The organism is Vibrio rhodolitus (genome assembly GCF_003350325.1).
Lineage (GTDB): Bacteria > Pseudomonadota > Gammaproteobacteria > Enterobacterales > Vibrionaceae > Vibrio > Vibrio rhodolitus.
The window spans coordinates 1-24,064 of sequence record NZ_QLYZ01000030.1; the positions used below are offsets into that span (position 1 = coordinate 1).

General features: G+C 45.8%; 30 protein-coding genes. 8 read left to right on the plus strand and 22 right to left on the minus strand.

All coding sequences use genetic code 11. The features are described 5' to 3' along the window. From DPF93_RS19785 to DPF93_RS19795, 3 genes are all read right to left on the minus strand, one after another. Positions 1-181, minus strand: a 181-nt coding sequence (locus DPF93_RS19785) for a helix-turn-helix domain-containing protein (protein WP_164675405.1), incomplete at its 3' end; no start/stop codon positions are given. A 90-nt stretch (positions 182-271) separates the two neighbouring features. Next, the gene (ubiA, locus tag DPF93_RS19790) at positions 272-1,126 is read right to left on the minus strand and encodes a 4-hydroxybenzoate octaprenyltransferase (RefSeq protein ID WP_114767758.1); all 855 of its coding nucleotides are present in this window, start codon (positions 1,124-1,126) and stop codon (positions 272-274) included. Further along, entirely contained in the window at positions 1,127-1,666 is a 540-nt protein-coding gene (locus tag DPF93_RS19795) for a chorismate lyase (RefSeq protein WP_114767759.1), read from the minus strand. It abuts the gene before it with no gap. Between the two features lie 160 nt (positions 1,667-1,826). Here DPF93_RS19795 and DPF93_RS19800 point away from each other — a divergent pair, with 160 nt between their 5' ends. After that, positions 1,827-2,237 (plus strand): flagellar basal body-associated protein FliL, encoded by a 411-nt coding sequence (locus DPF93_RS19800; protein ID WP_114767760.1) that lies wholly within the window; start codon positions 1,827-1,829, stop codon positions 2,235-2,237. Positions 2,238-2,281: 44 nt separating this feature from the next. Here the strand turns inward: DPF93_RS19800 and glpG are convergent, their stop codons facing one another. From glpG to ftsY, 6 genes are all read right to left on the minus strand, one after another. Then, positions 2,282-3,103, minus strand: coding sequence for a rhomboid family intramembrane serine protease GlpG (gene glpG, locus DPF93_RS19805; RefSeq protein ID WP_114767761.1), 822 nt, complete (start codon positions 3,101-3,103; stop codon positions 2,282-2,284). 8 nt (positions 3,104-3,111) lie between these two features. Continuing rightward, positions 3,112-3,432: a thiosulfate sulfurtransferase GlpE gene (glpE, locus tag DPF93_RS19810; protein WP_114767762.1), complete on the minus strand. Its 321-nt coding sequence runs from the start codon at positions 3,430-3,432 to the stop codon at positions 3,112-3,114. Between the two features lie 393 nt (positions 3,433-3,825). Beyond that, entirely contained in the window at positions 3,826-4,683 is an 858-nt protein-coding gene (gene rpoH / locus DPF93_RS19815) for an RNA polymerase sigma factor RpoH (protein WP_114767763.1), read from the minus strand. 195 nt (positions 4,684-4,878) lie between these two features. Further along, on the minus strand, positions 4,879-5,841 hold the full coding sequence (gene ftsX / locus DPF93_RS19820; protein WP_114767764.1) for a permease-like cell division protein FtsX: 963 nt from the start codon (positions 5,839-5,841) through the stop codon (positions 4,879-4,881). Beyond that, positions 5,831-6,505: a cell division ATP-binding protein FtsE gene (gene ftsE, locus DPF93_RS19825; RefSeq protein ID WP_114767765.1), complete on the minus strand. Its 675-nt coding sequence runs from the start codon at positions 6,503-6,505 to the stop codon at positions 5,831-5,833. Before ftsE ends, ftsX begins: the two co-directional genes overlap by 11 nt. Positions 6,506-6,531: 26 nt before the next feature. Next, positions 6,532-7,740 (minus strand): signal recognition particle-docking protein FtsY, encoded by a 1,209-nt coding sequence (ftsY, locus tag DPF93_RS19830; RefSeq protein WP_114767766.1) that lies wholly within the window; start codon positions 7,738-7,740, stop codon positions 6,532-6,534. A 209-nt stretch (positions 7,741-7,949) separates the two neighbouring features. Here ftsY and rsmD point away from each other — a divergent pair, with 209 nt between their 5' ends. Beyond that, a complete protein-coding gene (gene rsmD, locus DPF93_RS19835) occupies positions 7,950-8,549 on the plus strand; it encodes a 16S rRNA (guanine(966)-N(2))-methyltransferase RsmD (protein WP_114767767.1) in 600 nt (199 codons plus the stop codon). 9 nt (positions 8,550-8,558) lie between these two features. Next, positions 8,559-8,825 (plus strand): DUF1145 domain-containing protein, encoded by a 267-nt coding sequence (locus tag DPF93_RS19840; RefSeq protein WP_114767768.1) that lies wholly within the window; start codon positions 8,559-8,561, stop codon positions 8,823-8,825. Positions 8,826-8,865: 40 nt separating this feature from the next. Here the strand turns inward: DPF93_RS19840 and DPF93_RS19845 are convergent, their stop codons facing one another. From DPF93_RS19845 to DPF93_RS19865, 4 genes are all read right to left on the minus strand, one after another. After that, a complete protein-coding gene (locus DPF93_RS19845; protein WP_114767769.1) occupies positions 8,866-9,453 on the minus strand; it encodes a YhgN family NAAT transporter in 588 nt (195 codons plus the stop codon). A gap of 94 nt (positions 9,454-9,547) precedes the next feature. Further along, positions 9,548-9,781, minus strand: coding sequence for a YecH family metal-binding protein (locus DPF93_RS19850; protein ID WP_114767770.1), 234 nt, complete (start codon positions 9,779-9,781; stop codon positions 9,548-9,550). A 67-nt stretch (positions 9,782-9,848) separates the two neighbouring features. After that, positions 9,849-10,472, minus strand: a complete 624-nt coding sequence (locus DPF93_RS19855; RefSeq protein ID WP_114767771.1) for a lysoplasmalogenase — start codon at positions 10,470-10,472, stop codon at positions 9,849-9,851. 934 nt (positions 10,473-11,406) lie between these two features. Next, the gene (locus tag DPF93_RS19865) at positions 11,407-11,772 is read right to left on the minus strand and encodes a DUF4145 domain-containing protein (protein WP_114767773.1); all 366 of its coding nucleotides are present in this window, start codon (positions 11,770-11,772) and stop codon (positions 11,407-11,409) included. Between the two features lie 252 nt (positions 11,773-12,024). Here DPF93_RS19865 and DPF93_RS19870 point away from each other — a divergent pair, with 252 nt between their 5' ends. After that, entirely contained in the window at positions 12,025-12,357 is a 333-nt protein-coding gene (locus DPF93_RS19870) for a DUF2500 domain-containing protein (protein WP_114767774.1), read from the plus strand. A gap of 15 nt (positions 12,358-12,372) precedes the next feature. On the opposite strand, the gene DPF93_RS19875 is transcribed toward DPF93_RS19870, so the two are convergent. The 7 genes from DPF93_RS19875 to rhtB form a co-directional block, all read right to left on the minus strand. Continuing rightward, positions 12,373-13,386, minus strand: a complete 1,014-nt coding sequence (locus DPF93_RS19875; protein ID WP_114767775.1) for an acyltransferase — start codon at positions 13,384-13,386, stop codon at positions 12,373-12,375. 117 nt (positions 13,387-13,503) lie between these two features. Then, positions 13,504-14,721, minus strand: coding sequence for an organoarsenical effux MFS transporter ArsJ (arsJ, locus tag DPF93_RS19880; protein WP_114767776.1), 1,218 nt, complete (start codon positions 14,719-14,721; stop codon positions 13,504-13,506). Between the two features lie 69 nt (positions 14,722-14,790). Continuing rightward, positions 14,791-15,282 carry a cyclin-dependent kinase inhibitor 3 family protein gene (locus tag DPF93_RS19885; protein WP_114767777.1) on the minus strand — a complete coding sequence of 164 codons (492 nt, stop codon included), beginning with the start codon at positions 15,280-15,282 and terminating at the stop codon, positions 14,791-14,793. An 11-nt stretch (positions 15,283-15,293) separates the two neighbouring features. After that, positions 15,294-16,295, minus strand: coding sequence for an ArsJ-associated glyceraldehyde-3-phosphate dehydrogenase (locus tag DPF93_RS19890; protein ID WP_114767778.1), 1,002 nt, complete (start codon positions 16,293-16,295; stop codon positions 15,294-15,296). A gap of 20 nt (positions 16,296-16,315) precedes the next feature. Continuing rightward, positions 16,316-16,657, minus strand: coding sequence for a metalloregulator ArsR/SmtB family transcription factor (locus DPF93_RS19895; protein WP_114767779.1), 342 nt, complete (start codon positions 16,655-16,657; stop codon positions 16,316-16,318). 110 nt (positions 16,658-16,767) lie between these two features. Then, positions 16,768-17,994 (minus strand): EAL and HDOD domain-containing protein, encoded by a 1,227-nt coding sequence (locus DPF93_RS19900; RefSeq protein WP_114767780.1) that lies wholly within the window; start codon positions 17,992-17,994, stop codon positions 16,768-16,770. Positions 17,995-18,025: 31 nt separating this feature from the next. Continuing rightward, positions 18,026-18,643, minus strand: a complete 618-nt coding sequence (rhtB, locus tag DPF93_RS19905; protein ID WP_114767781.1) for a homoserine/homoserine lactone efflux protein — start codon at positions 18,641-18,643, stop codon at positions 18,026-18,028. Positions 18,644-18,725: 82 nt separating this feature from the next. Here rhtB and DPF93_RS19910 point away from each other — a divergent pair, with 82 nt between their 5' ends. Beyond that, entirely contained in the window at positions 18,726-19,715 is a 990-nt protein-coding gene (locus DPF93_RS19910) for an alpha/beta fold hydrolase (RefSeq protein WP_114767782.1), read from the plus strand. Between the two features lie 127 nt (positions 19,716-19,842). After that, positions 19,843-20,670, plus strand: a complete 828-nt coding sequence (locus DPF93_RS19915) for a Cof-type HAD-IIB family hydrolase (RefSeq protein WP_114767783.1) — start codon at positions 19,843-19,845, stop codon at positions 20,668-20,670. Positions 20,671-20,704: 34 nt separating this feature from the next. Here the strand turns inward: DPF93_RS19915 and DPF93_RS19920 are convergent, their stop codons facing one another. After that, complete coding sequence (locus DPF93_RS19920; RefSeq protein ID WP_114767784.1) at positions 20,705-21,178, minus strand: EVE domain-containing protein; 474 nt, start codon at positions 21,176-21,178, stop codon at positions 20,705-20,707. 38 nt (positions 21,179-21,216) lie between these two features. Between DPF93_RS19920 and DPF93_RS19925 the strand changes: the two genes are divergently transcribed. Then, positions 21,217-22,749: a COG3650 family protein gene (locus tag DPF93_RS19925; RefSeq protein WP_114767785.1), complete on the plus strand. Its 1,533-nt coding sequence runs from the start codon at positions 21,217-21,219 to the stop codon at positions 22,747-22,749. After that, positions 22,749-23,348: a tRNA-uridine aminocarboxypropyltransferase gene (locus tag DPF93_RS19930; RefSeq protein WP_114767786.1), complete on the plus strand. Its 600-nt coding sequence runs from the start codon at positions 22,749-22,751 to the stop codon at positions 23,346-23,348. The genes DPF93_RS19925 and DPF93_RS19930 overlap by 1 nt, the downstream gene beginning before the upstream one ends. Here DPF93_RS19930 and yigB read toward each other — a convergent pair. Next, entirely contained in the window at positions 23,340-24,053 is a 714-nt protein-coding gene (gene yigB / locus DPF93_RS19935; protein ID WP_114767787.1) for a 5-amino-6-(5-phospho-D-ribitylamino)uracil phosphatase YigB, read from the minus strand. The genes DPF93_RS19930 and yigB overlap by 9 nt on opposite strands. Positions 24,054-24,064 lie beyond the last annotated feature (11 nt).

Below are 24,064 nucleotides of genomic sequence, written 5' to 3' on the forward strand. Positions count from 1 at the left end.
CCATTTTTCCGTGCTTTCTCAGCCAAGTTAAAACAGTTGAGCGACCTTGGATACCATAAATGGCTTGTGCTTGCTTGTAGGTCATTTCTCCTTTTTCTACGGCATCAACGACCTGCAATTTAAAGCCTAGTGTGTAATCACGCTGAGTGCGCTTAATGTAGAGTTTATTTGAAGTGGTCATAATTCGTCCTCAATGTGTAAACACATTTCAGGACGGGACATAGATACAAAAAAGGGCATCATTTGATGCCCTTTGTTATTTGCTGCGTCTTTACCAGAAGGCGACCAACAAACCAATCGTTACTGCCATTCCCACGTAATTGTTATTGAGAAACGCCTGGAAACAGAGCTCTCGTTGACGATGACGAATTAAATGCTGCTGGAAAACAAACAGCGCCCCGACCACCAGCACGCTCCAATAGAAACTGGTTCCCAGTGAATACCACATCCCTAAACCAATCAACATCAGCAAGGTGATCAGTTGCAAGACGCCAATGATCATTTTGTCAAAGCGACCAAAGAGTATCGCGGTCGATTTGATACCAATCTTCAGATCATCATCGCGATCCACCATCGCATACTGGGTATCGTAAGCGATAGTCCAAAGCGCGTTCATAACAAATAAAAACCACACCATCGGCGGCAATTCGTTAGCTTGCGCAGCCCATGCCATTGGGATCGCCCAACTAAATGCCAAGCCTAAAAAGAGCTGTGGCAGATGAGTATAACGCTTCATGAATGGATAAATAAAAGCGAGGAAAATCCCAACAAACGACAGCTTAATCGTTAAAGGATTCATAGTCAGTACTAGTACGAACGATAACACCGCGAGCGTGATAAAGAGCGTCACCGCTTCACGGGCACTGATCAGCCCCGATGGTAACGGGCGATGTTGAGTTCGCTTAACATGACCATCCACTTTGCGATCGGCAAAATCATTAATCACACAACCCGCCGCGCGCATTAACACCACCCCGAGAATAAAGACCAGTAGTACTTCAAAACTCGGCACGCCTTGCGCGGCAATGATCAATGCCCACATGGTCGGCCACATCAACAGTAACGTGCCAATCGGCTTGTCCATGCGCATTAATTGCCAATAGGCGCGTGCTTTGGCAGCTGTCATCTAGACACTCTCCTTGGCGTAAATCGGTGCATTGGGTAAAAATAATTCTGCCACCAGCATCGGTTTATGATTCATCCATAAACGAGAGCGCCGCGCAAGACAGGTACCATTTGGCGTATTTGCCCAACCCACTTGCAACGCATCTCGCTTTACATCCAGCGCACTAAATACGGTTATACCGAGCGGGATCTCCCCTTGGCGCGTCAGATCATAAGGCTGCCCAAGCAGCGACGACTCCGGAATTAAGGTTCGTCCTAGCACCCACGGTTCACCATCACCGTTCAGCACGACTTTACGCAGCAAACATTGTTCTGCGGATAAAAGCTTCACTTCCTGACTATCCAGTTGAGAAGCAGCAACAATGTCGTTATGAAATAGATCCACGTTCAATTGTTGACAGTAAGTTTCGAGTAAGCGTGACAATGAGCCCTGTTCTTGCAACCAATCACTCGCAATTTGCGAAGGAAAGGTAAAATTTTCAGGCTGTTGCCACTCAACTTGGCGCAGTGAAGACAAATAAAGCGCAATCATTTGATTCATATAGTATTCAATCAGTCGCTCTATCGCGTACAATAAAGCTACAATTTAACGGTGAACTGAAATTAATCAATTCACCAATATTCCTTACAACTAGATGCTCTATTGTAACAAGACTCCAGCGATTCGAGTATCGCGATCAGAAGAAAGAAAAGTTAGAAATATGTTTAAACGTTACCTAGCCCAAATATTTGCAACTCTTGCTCTGATTATCTCTATGCCAAGTATGGCAAACGATGATGCCGGAGTGCCTCAATTGGCCTACTTTACCCTAGAGCCAGATCTCACCACCAACTTCTATACCAAGGGCAATAAGCTTGGCTATATTCAGGTGCGTATCGATATCATGGTCGCTAATCAAATCGACTTAGCAATTATCGAGAAACATCAGCCGTTGATCCGTGATGCGGTTATCGAAGTGTTGGGAAAACAGACTGAAGAGACGGTGAAATCCCTCGCGGGACGTGAAGACTTACGTAAAAGCTTAGTTGAGAAGCTCAATGCTATTTTGCTGCCGGAAACCGGTAAGAAGGTCATCGCCGATCTGCTGTTTACTAAGTACCTTTACCAGTAACAAGCCACCTGCTCTAATAAAAAAAGCGGCAAACGCCGCTTTTTTTATTTTCTGCTATCCCACAACCCGAGCGCGATGCCGGATAAGAGACCGACTAAATGGGCGGTATTGGCAATCGCCATAAACGGCTGCATAAAACCAAGCACTAACCACACCAACATAAAGCCTAAAATTGGTTTAGGCATGATGAGACCTTTGCTTGGCGCTCGGTAACCTAACATCCAGATGTAGCCAACCAAGGCATAGACCACTCCAGACAAGCCACCGAAGTTAGCACCTTCGACCCAAAACTGCCCAAAACCGGAGAGGGCTGCAGAGAACAAGAAAAGCTTGATCAACTTGCCACTACCAAGGCGCAGTTCAATATCTCCCCCAAGTTGCCACCACCACAGTAAGTTGAAGGCAATGTGCATTACGGAAAAGTGCAGCAAGGCATGGCTGAACCAACGCCAGATCTGCCACTCCTGCCCAGCAAAAGCGGGGAAATGCAGCGCGTCGAACACTGGCTGCCCTGCACCAAACTGCTGCAAGGCAAAGATGATCAAACAGCTTGCCATGATCAATAAGCTAAACGGACCCGCCTTTGCCTTGATCATCGCCAGCATACTTGGCGAGTTATAACGAAAGTGGTTCTTGCGCGTTTCAGCCATATCCCAAGAGGCGGCTTGGTACTTACTTTGGTTTGGATTATCGAGAAACATCTTCAGTTCAGCTTCTGCTTCGATCTGATGTTGGGCATCGACAAGCCACAACGCAAACTGACCTCCCCCTTCTGGCATCATCTGTATTTCCACTTGGCGTGATGCCATATAGTCAATAAATGCCTGCGCCATTCTTGGTTGGGTGAGAGTAATCAGTTTGATCATAATGCTACCTAGTTAGATTCAACGGGTAAGTTAGCTCGCTGCCATGCCTCAAAGCCACCATCAACACTATACACCTGCTCAAAGCCTTGGTTAACCAAATACTGCGCGGCACCTTGGCTGCTGATACCGTGGTAACACATCACTAAGATCGGCTCTTCAAAGTCCGCCTCTTGCATAAACTGGTTAATCGTATCGTTGGTTAAATGAAATGCTTGCACAGCGTGAGCAACCGCAAAAGATTGCGGGTCACGAATATCAAGCATATGTGCCTGAGAGCTTTCTAATAGTGCCTGAGCACCTTGTACATCAATATGTTGAAACTGGTCCATTTACATTCTCTAGTTGGTCTTTTTTTGTTGCCACCATTGTAACCTATCCAGTGCTCAACAAGTACACGATAGCTGTAAGGTTATCCACTTGCGATCATTTCTTCACCATTTGTGGATAACTCTGTGGATTGCGTTGATAAAGTGTCTAATTGAAATTCGATCCACTAGATGTTGTGATGATCCTTATTTTTTTGTGAGTAATTAAAGCGATATCCCCAAAGTAAATCCGCCTTGTAAGCCTTTATTCACCCCGCTTTCTGACACCTAACCAAGAAATTCCTCACAGAGTTACCCACAGGATGCAGGCGTCAAACAGATCACCTCTGGCGATCAGGCATAAAAAAACCGAGATCAAATGATCTCGGTTTTCGTTGTTCTTATTGCGTCTGGTAATTACATTTCACCAACCGCTAACTTCAGTTTTTTCATCGCATTCTTTTCAAGCTGGCGAATACGCTCGGCAGACACGCCGTACTTCTCTGCTAGATCTTGCAACGTCGCTTTGTCGTCTACTAACCAACGTGAACGCACGATATGCTGGCTACGCTCATCAAGGCTAGCCAGTGCTAAGCTCAAACGATTATTGGTGTGTGCTTCCCAGTTTGCGGCTTCAACATTCTCTGCCACATCAGAAGATTTGTCTTCTAGGTACAGCATTGGCGCAGCACTCACAGTACCGGCATCATCATCGTCAGCCGTTAACTCAAAGGTGGCATCTTGCGCCGCTAAGCGTGATTCCATTTCGCGAACTTCAGATGGCTCAACACCTAACTCGCGTGCAACTGTCTCTACTTCACCGTTATTAAACCAGCCTAAGCGTTTTTTCGACTTACGTAGGTTGAAGAACAGCTTACGTTGCGCTTTGGTCGTTGCCACTTTAACGATACGCCAGTTACGCAGCACGTATTCATGGATCTCTGCTTTAATCCAGTGCACAGCGAAAGAGACTAAGCGCACGCCCACTTCTGGGTTGAAACGCTTTACTGCCTTCATCAAGCCGATGTTACCTTCCTGAATTAGATCTGCCATTGGCAAACCGTAACCTGAGTAGCCACGTGCTACATGCACAACGAAACGCAGATGCGAAAGGATTAAACCTTTAGCGGCATCAATTTCACCGTCGTAATGTAAACGCTCAGCTAGTTCACGCTCTTCATCAGCTGTTAGCATTGGGTAGCCATTCACTGAGCGAATGTAGCTATCTAAGCTATCTTGTGAAACTACAGCTATCGAATACGCTTGGTTAGTCATTCAAGTCCTCATCAAACTATGATCTGGAGTGGATGTTTTAGCCCATCAATACTGAACCCAAAATGAACAGGATTCAAGCAATCAAAGCCAAAATAGTTGAAACAAAAGTTTTAACTAATCGTACAAAGAAAGAAAAAGTATACGGTAGCGTATACTTTTTTCAAGATAAATAGTGATAATTTTTTGATCACTGGATCAAACTGGCTCTATCTCATTGAGATGACGCTGGGCAGACACTTTAGCAGCAAGGCAACCTAAGAAAGTGCCGAGCATTAATAGCAGTAAGGTCTCATCCCAACTCAGCCCGATTAATCGGAAGCGGCTATCATACAGAAGCGCCAACTGTTCAACACTGCTATTAAGCAGAACTGTGATTAGTGCTGTAAGAATCCAAGCAGTGAGTGACCCAAGCAAACCAAACCACATGCCAGAGTAGAGGTATGGACGCAAAATAAAGCCATCCGTTGCCCCAATCAGTTTCATGGTTTGGATTTCATGTTTGTTAGCTTGTACGTTAAAGCGCAGTGTGTTGCCGACAATAAGGAACACCGAACCAAGCATGAGCACCGATAAGGTCACGACAATACCGGTGACGAGGTTTTTAATCGCATCAAGACGGCTAAACCAATCTTCATCCATGCGAACATCAGTGATCTCTTCTTCTGCGCTGATGCGTTTGGCAAGGGCTTTGACTGCTTGCTTGTCGTCAGTCGCTGGTGTGATCACTAATACCCCAGGCAATGAATAGTCTTCAAGCAAAGAAATCGCCTGCTCAAAGCCAGAGTACTGGCTGAGATCCGCCAAGCCTTGTTGCGGCGAAATATATTCCACTTTGGAGACTTCAGCTAAACTCTCAAGCTCATCCTTTAACACCATGATGCGTGGTTCAGGCGTGCGTTCTTTTATATAACCACTAACATGAGAAGGACCTGCAACATTGGTGGTAGCTACCGCGACGTTTTTACCTAACAAATAGAGTGTCGCCGGCAGAGTCAGTGCCATCGAGATCACTGCCAAAGTAAGAATGTTACCTAATGGACGCGACCATAAGTTGAGAAAGGAGGCTTTCGCCTGCTTAAAGTGAATCGCAAAGTAGCCATCGCGTGGCACACGCTCGCTTTTTTTCACCGCTTTGTTGTTGCGTTTATTAGCGGCCATAATCTTCAACCTCACTCAAAAAGCCTTGGTTCAGTTCCAAGTGACGATATTGCGGACGAGAATTGACTAAGTTGACATCATGCGTAGCCAATAAAATTGTCACGCCAGCGCGGTTAAATTCTTCCAGCAACCTAAGCACGCGAGATGAGAGCTCTTGGTCAAGGTTACCGGTCGGCTCATCAGCCAATAATAATGTAGGACGGTTAACCACAGCCCGTGCAATACCCACTCGCTGCTGTTCACCACCAGATAACTGGCTAGGTAAACAACGTGCTTTATCCAATAGACCCGTCTTATCCAAAGCGGCTGAAACACGGCGCTTAATTTCATTTTCCGAGATTGACTCGATACGCATCGGCAAAGCGACGTTGTCGTACACTGAACGGTCCATCAGTAAGCGATGATCTTGAAAAACGATCCCTATGTTGCGGCGCAACAAAGGGATATCTTTATTGGGAATACGGGTAATATCGTGTCCATTAAAGCTGATCTTGCCATCGGTTGGGCGTTCAATCGCACAAATCAATTTAAGTAGCGTACTTTTACCAGCTCCTGAATGACCACCAAGAAACGCCATTTCGCCGCGGCGTAGATGAAAATCGACCTTTTGCAGCGCTTGTCGACCACCTCGGTAAGCTTTACTTACTTGCTGAAACTTAATCACCCGTCGTTCCTCTTACTTACAACCGACTAATCTTCTCGGCTAAACAGCGCGTCAATAAACTCTTGTGTTTCAAACGGGCGCAAGTCATCAATCCCCTCGCCCACACCAATAAAGCGAATTGAGATCTGGAACTGATCCGCCAGCGCGAAGATCACGCCACCTTTTGCAGTACCATCTAGTTTGGTCAGCGTAATCCCGGTGATCGGCGCAACATCACTAAACAGTTTTGCTTGGCTAATGGCGTTTTGCCCCGTACCAGCATCTAACGTCAGCATCACTTCATGAGGCGCGGAGTCATCAATCTTCTTCATCACGCGTACAATCTTACGCAGCTCTTCCATTAGGTTAGCTTTGTTTTGTAGACGACCAGCAGTATCAGCAATCACAACATCAAAGCCACGCGCTTTTGCCGCTTCAATCGCATCATAAATCACAGATGCACTGTCCGCGCCCGTATGCTGAGCAATCACCGGCACATCATTACGCTCACCCCATACTTGCAACTGTTCTACTGCCGCTGCACGGAACGTATCACCCGCAGCTAACATCACTTTCTTACCTTGTGATTGGAACTGCTTCGCCAATTTACCGATAGTGGTGGTTTTACCCACACCGTTAACGCCTACCATCAGAATAACGTAAGGCGTTTTGCTGCTATCAACTTCAAGTGGCTGCTCAACGTTAGATAGAATGCCTGCCATCTCTTCTTTCAGCAGACCATATAATGCTTCACCATCTTTTAGATCGGCGCGCGATGCTTTCTCGGTCAGGTTTTCGATGATTTTAAGCGTGGTATCCATACCAACATCAGCGATCAAAAGCTGTTCTTCTAGCTCTTCAAACAGATCATCATCAATCTGCTTACCTTTGAATAGCCCAAAGAAACCCGCACCGATATTGGCTTTAGTGCGAGCAAGACTGCGTTTTAGGCGAGCGAAAAAGCTCTCGGTTGGTTTTTCTTGTTCTTGTACACGAGGTTCAGCAGCTTCAACAGGCGCTTCTGCTTCTGCTTCTGCTTCTGCTTCTGCTTCTGCTTCTGCTTCTGCTTGAGGAGCCTGATGTGCTGGCGCTGATTCGGCAACGGTTTCTTGCTCTACAACCTGCTCGGCAACCTCTTCTGGTGCTACGTCAGGTTGGCTCTGTTCTACTTTTTGCTCTTGTTCTGGTTGTTTCGCTTGGTCATCATCACCAAAACCAAGCCAAGAGAGCAATCCGCGCTTCTTTTTTTCCGTCATCTGGGGATATCCTAGATTGTCTTAATTAAGTCTGGTCCTTTCCCACTAAGCTTACACACAGTGAAAAAGAAAATGACAACAGAGTGAAAAGTTACCACCTTGAAGGCAATTTAAGGTTACACTTTGTCATCAATGAAATTTGGCTGTACTCGGCGCGTAAACGCTGAGCGGCTGGGTATAGTATCACTTTATTAGCGGTCAAAAAATCTATGGTAAGACGTCGCCAGCAAAACACATCACAAAAAAAACCTTCAACCGGCTTTGTTCGAATTATTAGTGGCTTATGGCGTGGACGAAAATTACCCGTTCACGATGCTGAGGGACTACGCCCAACGACTGACCGCGTGAAAGAAACCGTATTTAACTGGTTAGCACAAGATGTGCCACAAGCGAAGTGCTTAGACCTTTTTGCCGGCTCTGGCGGTCTTGGTTTTGAAGCAGCGTCACGTCAAGCAGATAGCGTAACGTTAATTGAACTTAACCCAGCAGCTTACAAACAGTTAGAGCAAAATATCGCGGCGCTTAAAGCGGACAATATTGTGGCGAAGAACACCGACGCGTTAAGTTTCTTAGCGCAACCGGGCACCCCGCATCATGTCGTGTTTATCGATCCGCCATTTCGTAAGGGCTTACTTAGCGAAGTGATTCAATTGCTCGAACAAAATGGCTGGTTAGCGGAAGATGCCATGGTTTATATTGAAACAGAAAAAGAGCTGACCATTGAAGGTCTACCGGAAAGTTGGCACTTGCACCGCGACAAAACAGCTGGGCAAGTCAGCTTCCGCCTTTACCAGCGACAAGCAGCATAAGGAAATAAAATGAAAGCACTGATTTTACTCGCTAAAGCTTCGATCGGCTTTGTGTGGTTTATTCTATTACTGAACTTTTTTATGCCATTTCCGGGTAATGCAGCCATCGCACTGTATATTTTGACCGCCTTCTTGTTCATGATGCACGGTCTGCAGATGCTGATTTTTATCGGAGCCTTTGGCGATAAAATCACGATGAGCCGTTGGGAAAAATGGTCAATTTTGATCTTTGGTATCTTCGCTCTGCTCGACATTCGTCGCAAACATATGATGTAAAAAAAACGCCGCTCAATCGAGCGGCGTTTTTGTTTCGCGATTACATACTCATATAGCTTTTCATGCCATCTAAGAACATCTGGGTAGAGATCATCACCAGCATCAAGCCCATCAAACGCTCTAGTGCTTTCAAACCTCTTTCGCCAAGCAGGCGATGCAAAATTCCAGAGAACATCAGAATCACAAAGGTTGCCGTCCAAGCCAAGACAACGGCGCCGGATAGCTCCAGCAAATGGTCAGGATGCTGACTCGATAGCAAAAGAATCGTCGCAATTACCGAAGGACCAGCCAGCATAGGAATAGCCATCGGCACGATAAATGGCTCTTCACCTGCCGCAAGCCCCGTCACGCTGCCTGCAGCGGGGAAAATCATCTTTATCGCGATGATAAACAAGATAATGCCGCCGGAGATACTGAGCGTTTCAGGTTGAACATGCAAAAACGCCATGATGCTTTTGCCCGCAAACAGGAACAGCAATAAAATCGCGAGTGCAAAAAAGAGTTCTCGAATCAGTACGATGCGGCGTCGTTTAGGTTCTAAATGCTTTAAGATCGACAGAACAATCGGCAGATTGCCCAGCGGGTCCATGATCAAAAATAGCAGCGTCGCCGCAGAAAGAATGTCCATTAATTACCTCCAAGACTTTGCGGCGAAGTATAACCTCATCTCGAAGATAATGCCCAATTTGTAAAACAGACCAAGCTATCGCAGTAAGGCGAACTTAGTGATTGCAAACGCGCTCTTGGTTAACCGCCCACAGTTCACCTTGCTGAATGATCTTTTGGCGTTCAATAAAAAAGGCGAACAACTGCTCGAAGTTAAAACCAGATAGTTTACAGGTACGAAACTGAGCTTCGCTGCCAAACTCATTGATCACTGTTTGGCGTAGCTCTGCTTCAGTCATTGGCTTTTCACGTAATAGGTTTAGTACGTTGTGAGCATGAATTTCACTCATGTCGATAACTCCTGTGGATTCAAAACCCAGCTAGGATAGAGGATTCAAGCTCTCACTGTCTTTGATATCAAATAATGAAGGAAGCGGTTATCAATGAGTGCGCCAACAAATAAGAGGCAGAAATCAGATAACGCCCTAAAGGAAGCGCATGACGATAGTCGTGAATGGCGAGCAAAGCGGCAGAAGTAGTAAGCGATAAACTACCAACAAATGCCAGTAGTGCTTGTTGGGTCTGCTGCAGGAGCCACAGCTCTCCAGTTACCCAGTTTAGCTGTAGTAATACCATTCCCATGATCACCACAGGAAAGATTAAACTATCGATTTTAGGCAATAAGAGGAAAAATGCCATGATCCCCATCGCCAGAAGCATCGCCGCTAACCACCATACAACTTCACCGGACAACTGCAGCCAGAATGCGGTGCTATAGCAAAGCTGCGCCGCAATAAAACATGCAAAACAAATACGCTTGAGTCGCTTCGTGATGTATAGGCTATCGGCAAACATTGAGATCACCAAACCAAGTGACACCCACCATTCTAAGCGTCCGACGAGACTTTCTTGCCCCCACAGCATGATGAGCAGCAGCAGCAGCGAGAAACAGGAGAAAAAAATTGCTTGTTTAGGTTGCTTATTTTCACAAGCAGAGCTGGTAATAAACCCTGAGAGTGCGACAGCGAGCCAGCTCCACATAAGAGTACCTCTTTGATTTTGAACGGTCAGTTTAGGCTTGAGGCTATGATTGTCTAGATACAGACCACAAAATTTGGATCTTGGTAGTGATTCAACTCTTGCACCTTTGACTCTGCGTCACCCACTCCCAGCACTAGAACTGCTTTTTCTACCACGATGAGCACGCTAAGCGCCATTTTCTACATTAAGTGTCAAAGCCAAGTTAAAACACAAAGACGAAGCAAATACATTAAATCAATTAAAACAGAAGCTTATCATGAATTTATGAATTTAAAACTATCGAAAATCGATTCTCACCGAATGGTAAAATTAAATTTTTCGCCAGCAAGATCACACACTCTTGTTGTTAAGTGAGAATCCATACTATCTGAGCATAAGTGGAAAACAAAAAACATCGACAAACAAGCAAAATCAAAAACACACCCCACTAAAAGCCCAAAATGACAATCAAATCAATAGCTCAATAAATAATCCACTTTTTTATTGTTTAATTTCAGTAAGATATAAACATTTTGTTCGAACAAAAGCAAAATCAAAGCTCAAAAAACGCACACACCAATTCACTTACACCCGTGATTAACAGCCATAATCGATACCATTAATTTGTTTTTTATGCCTGTTTTACAGCTCTAGCTTGATCAAGCGGGTAAAACTCTGCTATTCTGTAAAACATAGAATACATCATCACAGATAAGGAGCAGGGTTATGATTACTTCTTCACAAAAACAAGGACTTGTAATGATCGCAGTCATCGTTGGTTTGATGACTCTGCCGATGATGTACTAGTCAAATTAAAAAATAAAAAAGGGACGCTCATGGCGTCCCTTTTTGCTTTATGCCTCATTAATGCTCAATTTATGTTTTATTATTAAGCATAGCTCTATTTTTTCTCTAAAATCACAAACTTCTGTTTTTTATCGCTTGGGATCGATAACTAAAAATGTTTCGATAAAACATCCCAATGTGCGTAATAAAACAGCATCGCAGCCAGTGTAATCAGTGTCATTAAAGAGATTGCGACTCGCCAAATAAAGCGACTACTTCTCGGTGTGAGCTCTTTTTCACACTCATCACAAACGGACAGAAAATCACGTCGATTCTCTAACTGGTAATCGTATTCATGCACGATTTTATTGCGGATGGTCGCAATGTAGCGCAACTTACCAATAATCTTATGAGGTAACCTTTCTTCACAGCTTGTGATCAGTTGGTGGAGACCTTTACCTTCAGCATGATATTGGGTACGCAGTAAATGCTCGAGTTTTCGAGTGCGAGTAATTACGCTATCAATATCTGACATAATTTCTCTCCCTGTATTAGAACTACAGTCTTCGTTCCTATGGTCTTTCTAGTGGCACAAGTTTCAAGGCTAATCATATAAATGAAATATCTCAACCTGATTAGATTAACGAGATAATCATCAATAGCTTGTGATGTAGATCGAAGAACTATTTTCGACATGAGCATTATGTGCTGTATATCTCAGAGCATAGTCAACAACCACTCGAAAAAGTAGCTAGAATGCTCTCTCAAGTTCATCGGGGAGGAACTGATGCCTATTTCAATATTTTTCGCTATTGCTTTGCTGGGTCTTTTGGCAGGTTGGGTTTTTGTCAATTTTTATCGTCGCCATATGCAAGGGGAAGATGCCCCAGAGCAATCGGTGGATGTCACCGTGCTCGACAAACAAGCGATTGAAATTGAGAACACCCAACCCGGTGAAGAAGATCAGGAATATTGGATTTATGTTCAGCGCGGCAGAATTGGACCTAAACGAGAATTTCAAGTTGGTATCCACTACTTCCACGCCTTAAATCCAGGAGATAAAGGAACCCTCACTTATCAAGGTGATAAATTCCTTCATTTCGCTATCAAACGCCCATAGCGTGTTTAATAGTCACTACGGCAGTAGCCATGCTGTCTTTTTACTGCGCGCTAGCAGCCAACTCAATGCTAGCGCCCCGCCACCGCTCAGCACCACCCAAACTGGAATCACCCATATCGGGTGACCTTGATACCAACCAAACGCCTTCATCGACCATAAGAATATTGGATGAAGAAGGTAGATCCCTAAGCTGTGCTGACTAATCAAACTCACCACATTGTGAGCATTAGCTGAAAGGTGATCGCTAAGATAACGACAAACCACAAACACCATACTTGCGGCTAGGACTACGTTCAGGGTTTTATAGGACAACCAGCGACCGACGGTATATTTACCCGCCTCGACGCTATTGCTCAGCACCATATACACCGTCACCAGCAAGGCAACCACACCCAACCAAGTAAACCCAATCACCACCAGGCGATTTAGCGGCAATTTTTTAAATAACAGATAACCCAGAGGTAAGTAGCCGCTATAGAGCCACAGCTCTGCACTCCATGGTCCTTTCACACCTAGTAAGAAAAGCAAAGTGGTCATCAACCAAAGCACCACAAACGCATAAAGTGCGGCATCGTTGTCTTGTTTGACTACCCATTGGAAAAATGGGATCACGAAATAGAGTGGGATGAAGTAGTAGAAAAAACCTAAGTGGTAGTAAGTGGCGTGATGAGGGCTATCAATTAAGACTTCTTTTGCTGTTTGACCATCAAAGCCTTGCGCCGTCCAACCAGACAGATAAGCGTAGAACAGTGACCAAACTAAAAATGGGATCAGCACTTTGCCAAGGCGACGCTTAACATAGTAACCCAGCTCAAAATCCCGTTTATCACTCAGCATCAAGGCACCAGTGATCAAAATAAACACGGGCACTGCCCAGCGACTAATACTGTTTATCGAAACCGCTGTCGCCCATTGGTCAAATGGGATCGCACCCAGCTCATGCCGGTACGGAGCCAATACATGAATGGCAATCACCGCCACAGCGGCAACGCAGCGCAACAAATCAAAAAAACGAACCCGTTCTCTCATACCCAACCAACTAAAACTGACAAGTGTATTGAATATAGCAATAAAAAAGCTGACTAAACCAATAACAAGTAACGGTTTAGTCAGCTTTAAGTCAGTGACGTTGCAAAGTTAAGTCACCTAATTGGTTGCCTGCTCAAGCTTAGGCAGTTTGATCGAAATCAGCGTCGTGATCGCCAAAAACGCAAACGACACCCATAAACATGCCGACAAGCCAGCGAGTTGGAAAACCCAACCGGATAACACGGTACCAATCAAGCGTCCCATCGCATTGGCCATGTAATAGAAACCGACATCAAGTGACACCCCATCACCTTTGGCATAACTGACAATCAAATAAGAATGCAGCGATGAGTTTACGGCAAACACTGTGCCAAAAATCATCAAACCTGCCACGATCACAAGCTGAGGCTGCCAGCCAATTTGTACCGCATAAGCAATGCCTGCGGTGATCAGGGCCAGTAAGCCCGCCCAAAACAGCGCAGCGCCACCATCAGGCACACGACCCTGTGCTTTACCTGTGATCTTTGGCGCCAAGCCTTGTACAAAGCCATAAGCGATCACCCACAAAGCAAGAAAACCGCCGACCCATAGGTGTGGCCAACCAAATGTGCTCCCCAAGTAAATCGGTAGGGCAATCACAAACCACACATCACGCGCACCAAATAGGAACATACGTGCCGCAGAGAGAATATTGATTGACTCAGACTTTGAGAAAATTTGGCTGAACTTCGGTTTTACCTTGGCTTTCCCCATATCACTTTCAAGACCAAGTAAGCTGCCAATCAACACTAGCGTTAGCACGCCAGCCATTAGCAACACTGCCGCCTTAAAGCCCACCAGCGAAAGAAGTAAACCACCAACAAAAAAGCCCACGCCTTTGAGCGCATTTTTAGACCCAGTTAAGATCGCTACCCACTTATACAGTGCGCCTTGTTGATCGTCTGGTACGAGTGTCTTAATCGAGCTCTTGGCGCTCATCTTATTTAAATCTTTCGCAATACCTGACATCGCTTGTGCTAGCATCACCCATGGGATGGTCAGCCAAGCCGCTGGTACCGCCAACATAGCCAGCGCAGCGATTTGCATCGCAAGCCCAAGATTCATGGTCTTATTGAGACCTAGCCTTGCCCCTAGCCAGCCACCAACTAAGTTAGTGACCACACCAAAAAATTCATAGAACAAGAAGAGAGAAGCGATTTCTAACGTGCTGTAGCCCAAGTCATGAAAGTACAGCACCACCAGCATGCGCAGTGCGCCATCCGTGACGGTAAAGTTCCAGTAATTAAAGGTCACCAACATGTATTGGCGAACACTTTTGCTCAAATTGGCAAACATAAGCCACCCTATATGAACAGCAATAAGAGCTTTTGGGCACCGATGATCCAAAAGCTCGTTTTACAACAATTAGCCTTGAGCAACTTGCTCAATGTATTCCACTTGCACTGGCTTAGTGAAAGCGCCCGGACGCAGCGCCTGTACTTGCGATACGATGTCAGCTAACGCCCAATCACGCTCAAGCAGTAGGTGCGCAGCAAGCAAGCCCGTACGCCCAGAACCGCCCATACAGTGCATCGCCACTTTGCCACCTTGCTCAACAATCTCGTGCAAAGCTGGCGCAACAGTTGCCCATTTCGCAGCAAACTTATCGTCTGGCGCACAATCATCTTCAATCTCAAGTTGGAACCACTCCATTCCCAGCTCTTTGGTCAGTGAACCAAGTTGAGAAACATTCTTTTCCGCCAGCTCACGGTCATCTAAAGCGGTGACGATAGCTTTTACGCCTTGTTGCTTAAGCTGCTCTAAACTCTCGTAAAGAGACGCATCTTTCGTACCAGGGCAAGGGGTTAAAATCAGCGCGCCTTGCTCAACATCTAGTTGCCATGTTGGGTGTGTCATCATCATTCTCCTTACACCAAACCTACTTTACGTACCAATTCCGCCGTGCGAGTGGCGTAACCCATTTCGTTGTCGTACCAAGCGTAAATTTTCACCATACGTGTGCCAACTACCATAGTAGACAGCGCATCGACAATCGTAGAACGTTGGTCGCCTTTGTAATCGATAGACACTAGCGGGCGATCTTCAAAGCCGAGAATGCCTTTTAGCTCACCTTCAGATGCTTCTTTCAGTAGCGCATTCACTTCTTCTGCCGTCGTATCACGCTTAACGTCAAAGATGATGTCGGTTAGTGAAGCATTCGCCAGTGGTACACGCACAGCATGACCATTAATCTTGCCAGCTAATTCAGGGAAGATTTCAACAATAGCCGTCGCTGACCCCGTTGTGGTTGGGATTAAGCTCATACCGCAAGCACGTGCACGGCGTAAATCTTTGTGTGGCGCATCTAAGATGGTTTGGGTGTTCGTTAAGTCATGAATGGTGGTAAATGAAGATTGCTCGATGCCTAACTTCTCATGAATCACTTTCACGACAGGTGCAATACAGTTAGTCGTGCAAGATGCCGCAGTCACAATGCGGTGGATATCAGGATTAAAGATTTCATCATTCACACCCACTACGATGTTGGCAATGCCCTCTTCTTTCACCGGCGCGGATACCACAACGCGTTTAACGCCTTGCTCTAGGTACTTATTAAGAAACTCAGTCTTGCGATGTTTACCCGTTGCTTCAATCACCACATCACAGCCAGACCAATCTACGGCATCAATCTCTTTCTCACGCGTAGTTTTAATGCGCTGACCTGCCACAATCATCTCATCACCGTCAGTTGTTACTGCGTGATTCCAACGACCTTGTACCGAGTCAAATTCTAACAAGTGCGCCAGCGTGTTACAGTCGCCCGCGACATCGTTAATCAACACAAACTCAAGTTCAGGCCAGTCAAACGCCGCGCGAAGTGCTAAGCGGCCAATGCGACCAAATCCGTTGATACCTACTTTAATCGTCATAATCGTGTCTCTTTCTACATTTATTGGCAGCAAACAGGACGACCCTGTATTGCATTAAGTCTTTCAATGTCTTGTTGGTACTCTGTTTTTAAGCAATTTGACCCAACAAGATCATCGATCAATTTATTCATCCAGCCCGGTAACGACGGTGCACGGCGATAAAACACCCACTGCCCTTGGCGAACATCAACCAAGATGCCACTAGAGCGAAGTTGAGCTAAATGACGGGAAATCTTGGGTTGGCTCTCATTTAAAGCCTGAGTTAAGTCACCCACACACAAACACTCTTCACGCATGATCAACATCAGACAACGCACGCGAGTCTCATCGGCAAGCAACTTAAAAAATTGATGGGGTAACATAACTAAACATACTCATATGTGGATATGCGTATATCTTTATTTATTTTTAGCCGTTGGGCAAGCGCTAAATCATCATTGTCATAAAAGATTCACAGAGACTTGGGCAACCACTAACCAAGGCGATGAATAGATTGGCTCCAGCGCTGCGCTTCAGAGATTTTTTGCATCACAACATCCATTGGTAAATTAAGCAGTTCACAGGCATGCTGCATTCCTTGCCAATCAGCATTCTCATAGCACTCTTCAATAGTCAGCAAAATGCCATACGGTCCTTGGCGTTCAAGCAGTGCTAGCTTGATCGCTTGGTTAAGCGGCAGTTGCTCAACCAGATATTCGATCGATAGATCAAACATGGCATCGAGAATCGAAAACAGACCAATTAAAAACGCTTGGTCTTTATGTTGTTGCAGTGGGTTATGTGAGGACATTAACGAGCAGAATTGAGCTCGCTGTAGCGAGAGACAGAACAACTCGCGGGGTTTCTTGTTGGAGATAAACGAAGCAACCGTTAAAGAGACAAACATCTTTAAACGATCTTGACCGAGGTAGATCAAAGCTTGGCGAAACGAGGAGATGGACACCTCAAGCCGGTCAGATAAGCTATTAACAAAGTGCAAAAGCTTGTAAGACAAGGTGACATCTTTAGCGACAATGCGCTCGATTTTTTCAAAGTCGACATCCGCTTTACACACTTCCTGAAATAGCTCCATCGCAATAATCTGCTCAGGACTAACATAACGCTGACGGATCACCTCAGGTTTGCTAAAGAAAAAGCCTTGGAAAAAATGAAAACCAGCCGCACGGACTTGGGCAAACTCTCCTTCTGTTTCAACCCGCTCCGCTAAATATTTACGCTTACTGCCATCAGCAATACGCTGCTTAACAAACTGGCAGGCATTATCTAAACCCATCGCGCTGATATCGATTTTGACAATCTGTACTAAGGGTAAAAAGCGCTCCCAAGCCGGACTATAAACGAAATCGTCAAGGGCAATCATATAGCCATTGCGCCGGATCTCACGCACCGCTTCAAATAGTTCATCGGTCGGCTGACAAGTCTCCAGCACTTCAATCACAATTTTTTCTTTAGGCAGAGCCAGAGGGAGGCGACGCAGCAGGCTTTGATAAGGAAAGTTAACAAAGCAACGCGAGTGAGCAATGACAGGGTTAGTGCCAATGCTCAAGAAGTTTTCCGCAATTAAACGGTAAGTAGCACGGTTAGATTCAATATGCGCAGGGTAAGCATTATGCTCCCCATCACGGAACAACAACTCATACCCGAGGGTTTGCCTTCGAGCATTGAGGATAGGTTGTCTCGCTACATATGTCTCTTTCATTTATCGCTACATTATTAATTTTATCAGTTAGTTAAGCCTTAGCCGTAGCCAATAATGCCCCACAACCAACAAACATGGAACCGAAGACCTTGTTGATCTTACCCATCACTTTATCAGAACGGATAAATCGTCCCATTTGCGAAGCCAAAGTTGTGTAACCAAGCATCACAATTGCGTCAATCACCACAGTTGTCACACCTAAAATCACAAACTGAATCAACTGCGGTTGCGCCGGATTGATAAATTGCGGAAACAGTGCCACCAAAAACACAATCGATTTAGGGTTGGTAAGGTTAATCACTATCGCACTACGCATTAAGGCAAACCCCGAGCGATTATCTTCACGGCTATGCATCGATAGGCTAGCAGTGTCGCGCCACTTTTGGATACCGAGCCAAACAAGATACGCAGCCCCTACCCACTTAATGACTGTAAACGCCATTGCCGATTGCGCCACCAGCGCACCAATCCCAGCACCAACGAGAATGATATGGCAAGCCAGACCAATCTGTAAGCCGACAATGGCACCCAAGGATTTACGCGTGCCGTAACTCAAACCATTGCTGATTGAATTTACGGTACCAGACCCCGGAGCCAAGCTAAAAACAATGGCGGTTAACACATAGGCTAACCAAACATGCAAATCCATGTTTTAATTCCTCTCGACTAAACTGCATTAGCCAAACATAATTTAAACTCATCGCAAACCCAAGTAGTTCAGGTTCACAAACATGACCACAGATAGCGCAGCCAATCCATTTTCTTATACTCAAGAGTCCAATTTTGAGCAAGCAATCGATAAGGAAATTGCCGAGCTTTGGCACAGTCGTAAACAAGGTTTTCTGCGCACAGCAGACAAACGCAAACTATTTTGGGTATCACTCACATCAGAGCAGCACACTAAAGCAATTGTAGTCGTGAATGGTCGTATTGAATGTACTTATAAATACCAAGAGCTGTTCTACGACTTATATCGCCAAGGTTATGATGTTTACTCATACGATCATCGCGGACAGGGGCTTTCCGATCGCCTTGTCGCCAACCGTGATATTGGCTATGTCGACGAGTTTGATGACTACTTGCAAGATTTAGCTGCGATGGTTGAGCATTTTTCTCTAGAGCGTTATGAAAAACGCTTTTTACTTGGGCACTCGATGGGCGGGAATATTGTCACTCGCTATGTACAAACCCATCCAGAGCATCCATTCGATGCCATGGCGTTGAGCGCACCGATGTTCGGCGTTAACGTACCTTGGTATTTGAAACCTATCGCTCGTTGGGTTGGACAAATACTAACGGCGCTGCACGCCGAACCAACCTATGCCCCAGGGCAAGCACCATACTATGCTAAACCTTTTGCGGGTAACTTACTGAGCCAAAGTGATGTGCGTTACCACTGGTTTCGCCGCCTGTATGATGAGCAGCCAGAGCTGCAAGTAGGCGGGGCAAGCACTCGTTGGGTTTGGCAGAGCTTAATGGCTTGTCAGCAAGCTATCTTATTGACTCGACAAGTCAAAATCCCACTGCTCTTGTTACAAGCTGGCAGCGATAAAATCGTGGCAAATTCAGCACAGGTGACCTTTATTAAAAAGCTCGCCAAAACCAATTCACACTGCGCTATCGAGATCATCGAAAACGCCAAACACGAAATATTGTTTGAACAAGATGTCTATCGTAACCAAGCGCTGCAACGCACCTTGGACTTTTTTGCGGCTCACTGAAACATTTGGAAATAAGGAAAGAGAGCGGAGCTTTTTTACCCTCTTTTTCCTTCCTCAATTGCAGTAAACTAACCGCTCTCGCAATGCGCATCTTGGTATTGCGGCGTTATGTTCAAATGAGGGCGATATGACCACACCACGCAAAGACACTCCATTCCAACTTGTAGCCTCAGATCTTGATGGTACGCTTCTGGCGCCAGATCATAAGCTTAGTGCGTTCTCAAAACAGACGCTTAAAGATCTGCACGACAAGGGCTTCACTTTTATCTTTGCCACAGGTCGCCATCACGTAGACGTAGCGGGCATTCGCGAACATGTGGGCATTCCAGCTTACATGGTGACGTCAAACGGTGCGCGTGTACATGATCAGAACAATAAGCTGATGTACAGCAACAACGTACCCATGGATCTGGTCAAAAAAGTGATCGACACGATCAAAGTCGATCCTGAAATCTTTATCCACATGTACCGCAATGACGAGTGGATGCTAAACCGTGATGACGAGTTCTTGCGTAACTATCATGAAGAATCAGGTTTTAGCTACACACTTTATGATGTTGAAAACCCACCGGAAGATGGCATCGCCAAACTGTTTTTCACTCACCCAGATCAAGATCATGAGTACTTAGTGAAGTTCGAAGATGAACTGAATGAAAAATTCGGCGATCAGCTCAATATCGCGTTCTCTACACCTTGGTGTTTAGAAGTGATGGCTGCCGACGTATCAAAAGGTGACGCACTGAAAGTGATTGCGGAATCACTAGCGCTTGGGCTAGAAAACTGCATCGCATTTGGTGATGGCATGAATGACGTTGAAATGCTGCAAATGGCGGGTCGTGGCTTGGTGATGGAAACCTCTCACCAACGCGTGAAAGATGCCCTGCCAAACAATGAAGTGATCGGCAGTAATGCCAATGACGCAGTGGCACACTATCTACAAGATCACCTTCTGTAATCTTGAACTATTGATAAGGCAGCACACGCTGCCTTTATTTTTGCTCAGACGACAATAACTCTTTGCTCAAAATAGCATGCCACTCCACTTCTGATACCGGCATGACTGACAAGCGATTGCCGCGTTTGACCAACGGCAGGTTTTCCAATTCCGGCATCGCTTTTAATACCGCAAGCGGGATCACTCGCGCTGTTTTGCGTACAAACTCAATATCGACCATAAACCAACGTGGGTTCTCTGGTGTTGATTTGCTATCGAAGTAATCGCTTTCGAGATCAAAAGCAAAATGATCGGGGTAAGACTCTCTGCTGACTTGGGCGATACCCGCCACACCAACGTGTTTGCATGAAGAGTGGTAAATGAGTACCCAGTCGCCCAGCTTTACCTCATCTCGCAGCATATTGCGCGCTTGATAGTTGCGCACCCCTTCCCAACACGAGGTCTTTTGTGTCCGCAGAGTGTCAATAGAGAAAGTGTCTGGTTCTGTTTTGAACAACCAATATGCCATAATGTCCTCAGTATCAGTTCGGATAAGGAAGATATAGCATGAAGGCATTGAGAAACCCAGCGATGCTGGTCAGCCTTTTGGCATTGCAAGCGTGCTCGACATTTGATTTTTCATCAAGCGAGCCAGAATCTCAATCAAGTCTGCCACTTGCCAATCTTGAGCAGCCCAATTCTATCAAACCCCAACCTTTTATTCTGCGTGGTGAAGTGATCCTTGGCCATGAAGCTCAATCGATTCAACCTTGCGGCAGCGAGCAGCAATATTGGCTCTCGATTGACAACGACAAGTTCAATCAAGCTCAACGCCTGATCAACACGCCTTATCAACCTATGTATGGTGAGCTGATTGGTCATTTGGAAACCTCAAGCCAAGACGGCTTTGATGGTGACTACAATGCGCGTTTTGTCGTCTCTAAGGTTAACCTGCTCAGTGCCGAGAACCCAAACCGCTGCGACCGTCCGACTCAACCAACCCGAGCGTTTGGTAACGAGCCGTTTTGGTCACTATCGGTATCAAACCGCGAATTAACCTTTTCGCCTATGGGTGGTCAAAAGCAAACTTTGCCAATCACCTCAGCTAAAATTGAATCTGATCGCCAGCGTTATCAATTTGCTGAAGGGCAACTTGAACTTGTCCAACGCAGCTGCTCTGATGGCATGAGTGACAGTCTCTACGGCTGGACTTCAACATTAACCATCGCTGAGAAAACTTATCAGGGCTGCGCGACATTAAGCAATGTCGACAACAGCAAAGACTGGGCAGGTCAATACCAAGCTGCTTCAACCCAAAGTAGTGGCTTTAGCATTACGCTTGACATGCAAAACGATCACGCAGCGACAACGACCTACCACTACCTCGATGGCAGTGGCGACTTGGTTGAACGGGGTTACTGGCAACAACTGACGCCGCAGCAAGTACAAGTGGTGATGACCCACCACCAGCAACAGCCTTTGTTATCAGAGCGCTTATTTGTGCGCAGTGGTGAGCAGTTAACCGCAGACAAAGAAAAAGTTGGAGATGTGGTTTATCCCATCGCCGATGGCGGCTTAACCCTGTTTAAGAGCGAGCAAAACAGTGCCGGCACTCTTAATCAACGCACGGAAAATGCCATCCCTTCCTCGGCAACCTTTAATCCAAAAGTGGACCGAGCGCTGCGCGATTACTTTAACCAAAACAACATTGATGCCGCAGGCACCCGCTACCGCTGGTTAACTTATGATCTCAATGGTGATGGACAAGATGAATTGCTCACCCAATTAGATTGGTGTGGTTCTGGTGGCTGCACGTTGCTGATCTTCGAAAACCAGCAACAAAAATGGGTATTCAACAGCCGCATGACGTTAGTCAATACTCCCCTCAATTTAGGACAAAAGAGTCACCAAAGTTGGCGAGATTTAGTGTTGTTTGTCCGTGGTGGTGGCGCAGTACCCAATCAGCATGTTTTACGTTTTAATAATGGCAGCTATCCACTCAATCCAAGTGTCGCTCCCGTCGCCAGTTTTGATGATATTAGCCCAGTAAAACTGTTCAGTGATGGGCTAACTCCTCATCAAGAAGGGGTGAAAATGTAATGCCACAAACAGCACCTTGTCATGGCTGTGGACTGCAGCATCAATGTGTGTGTCATTTGGTGCCTCATCTTGAGGCGCCTGTGCATATTGCCCTACTCATGCATGAAAATGAGCTAAATCGCGACACCAATACCGGTAAATGGCTGCTCAAAGCCATGCCATCAAGTAGCCAGCATATCTGGCAGCGCCGATCCCCTTGCCCTGAGTTGATCAAACTGATCAAAAACGATCGCTACCAAGCCTACTTGGTGTTCCCAAATGAACGCAGTATCGCACTCAATGTGGTTGAGCAAGAGACGGATAAAAAGGGCAAAATACCATTATTGATTATTCTCGATGGCACCTGGCAAGAAGCGGGAAAAATGTTGCGCAAGAGTGCTTGGCTGAGTGATTTGCCTTGCGTCCATCTTGAACCGAGTGCACAGTCGGATTACCAGTTAAGACGCAACCAGCAACAAGGGCACTTATGTACCTTAGAAGTGGGCAGCGAAATTATTAAAGAGCTTGGTCTGAATGAGCAAGCTCAAGCGCTCAATACCTTCCTTCATCACTATATGCGCGTATTTAAAGCCGATAAAAGTGGTCACGCTTTAAAGTAGTAGCAACGAATCCAGTTGGTGGATTTCCACATCAGGTAAGACACGCGTGTGTTTCGCCTCACGTAAGCACGTACCTTGATCGTTATACCAACATGCTTGAAAGCCGTTTTGTTTGGCACCAAACACATCGGTTTTCAAGTGATCGCCCACATGCAAAATTGACTCACTGTCTAAAGTAAGAAATTGCTGAGTTTGACGAAACATATCGCCATGAGGCTTAGCATGACCATTTCGACCGGCTTGTAAAATCAATGAAAAGTAGTCTGCTAAGCCAATGCGTTCGACATCCACATTACCGTTGGTAATAGCCACCAGCGGGTATTTTTCAGCTAACTGTGCCATCACTTGGTGAGTGGTCTTAGGTACGACAAAATCACTCCGCAGCTCAGTCACCACATGCAATAGATCATCTGCCGCTTGCTCTGCTTGCACCGCTGAATAGCCGAGCTCCATCAAACCTAGGGTAGTGGTGCGATGACGCCATAAGGTTAAGTCGCTGTATAACCAGTTATCTTGTTTGGCTAAATCAAGTTTTAGCTTTAACCACCAAGCTTCATCACGAGTGCCAGCAATCGGGTGATGAAGATGAAGCCAAGCATTTGCTTCTCGCGTCAGTCGTGCAATGACAGGACGGTTATCATATAACGTATCGTCCAAATCAAAACTCATCGCCTTAATCGGCTGTAACTGTCGGTAGAATTTCATCGCATCACCCT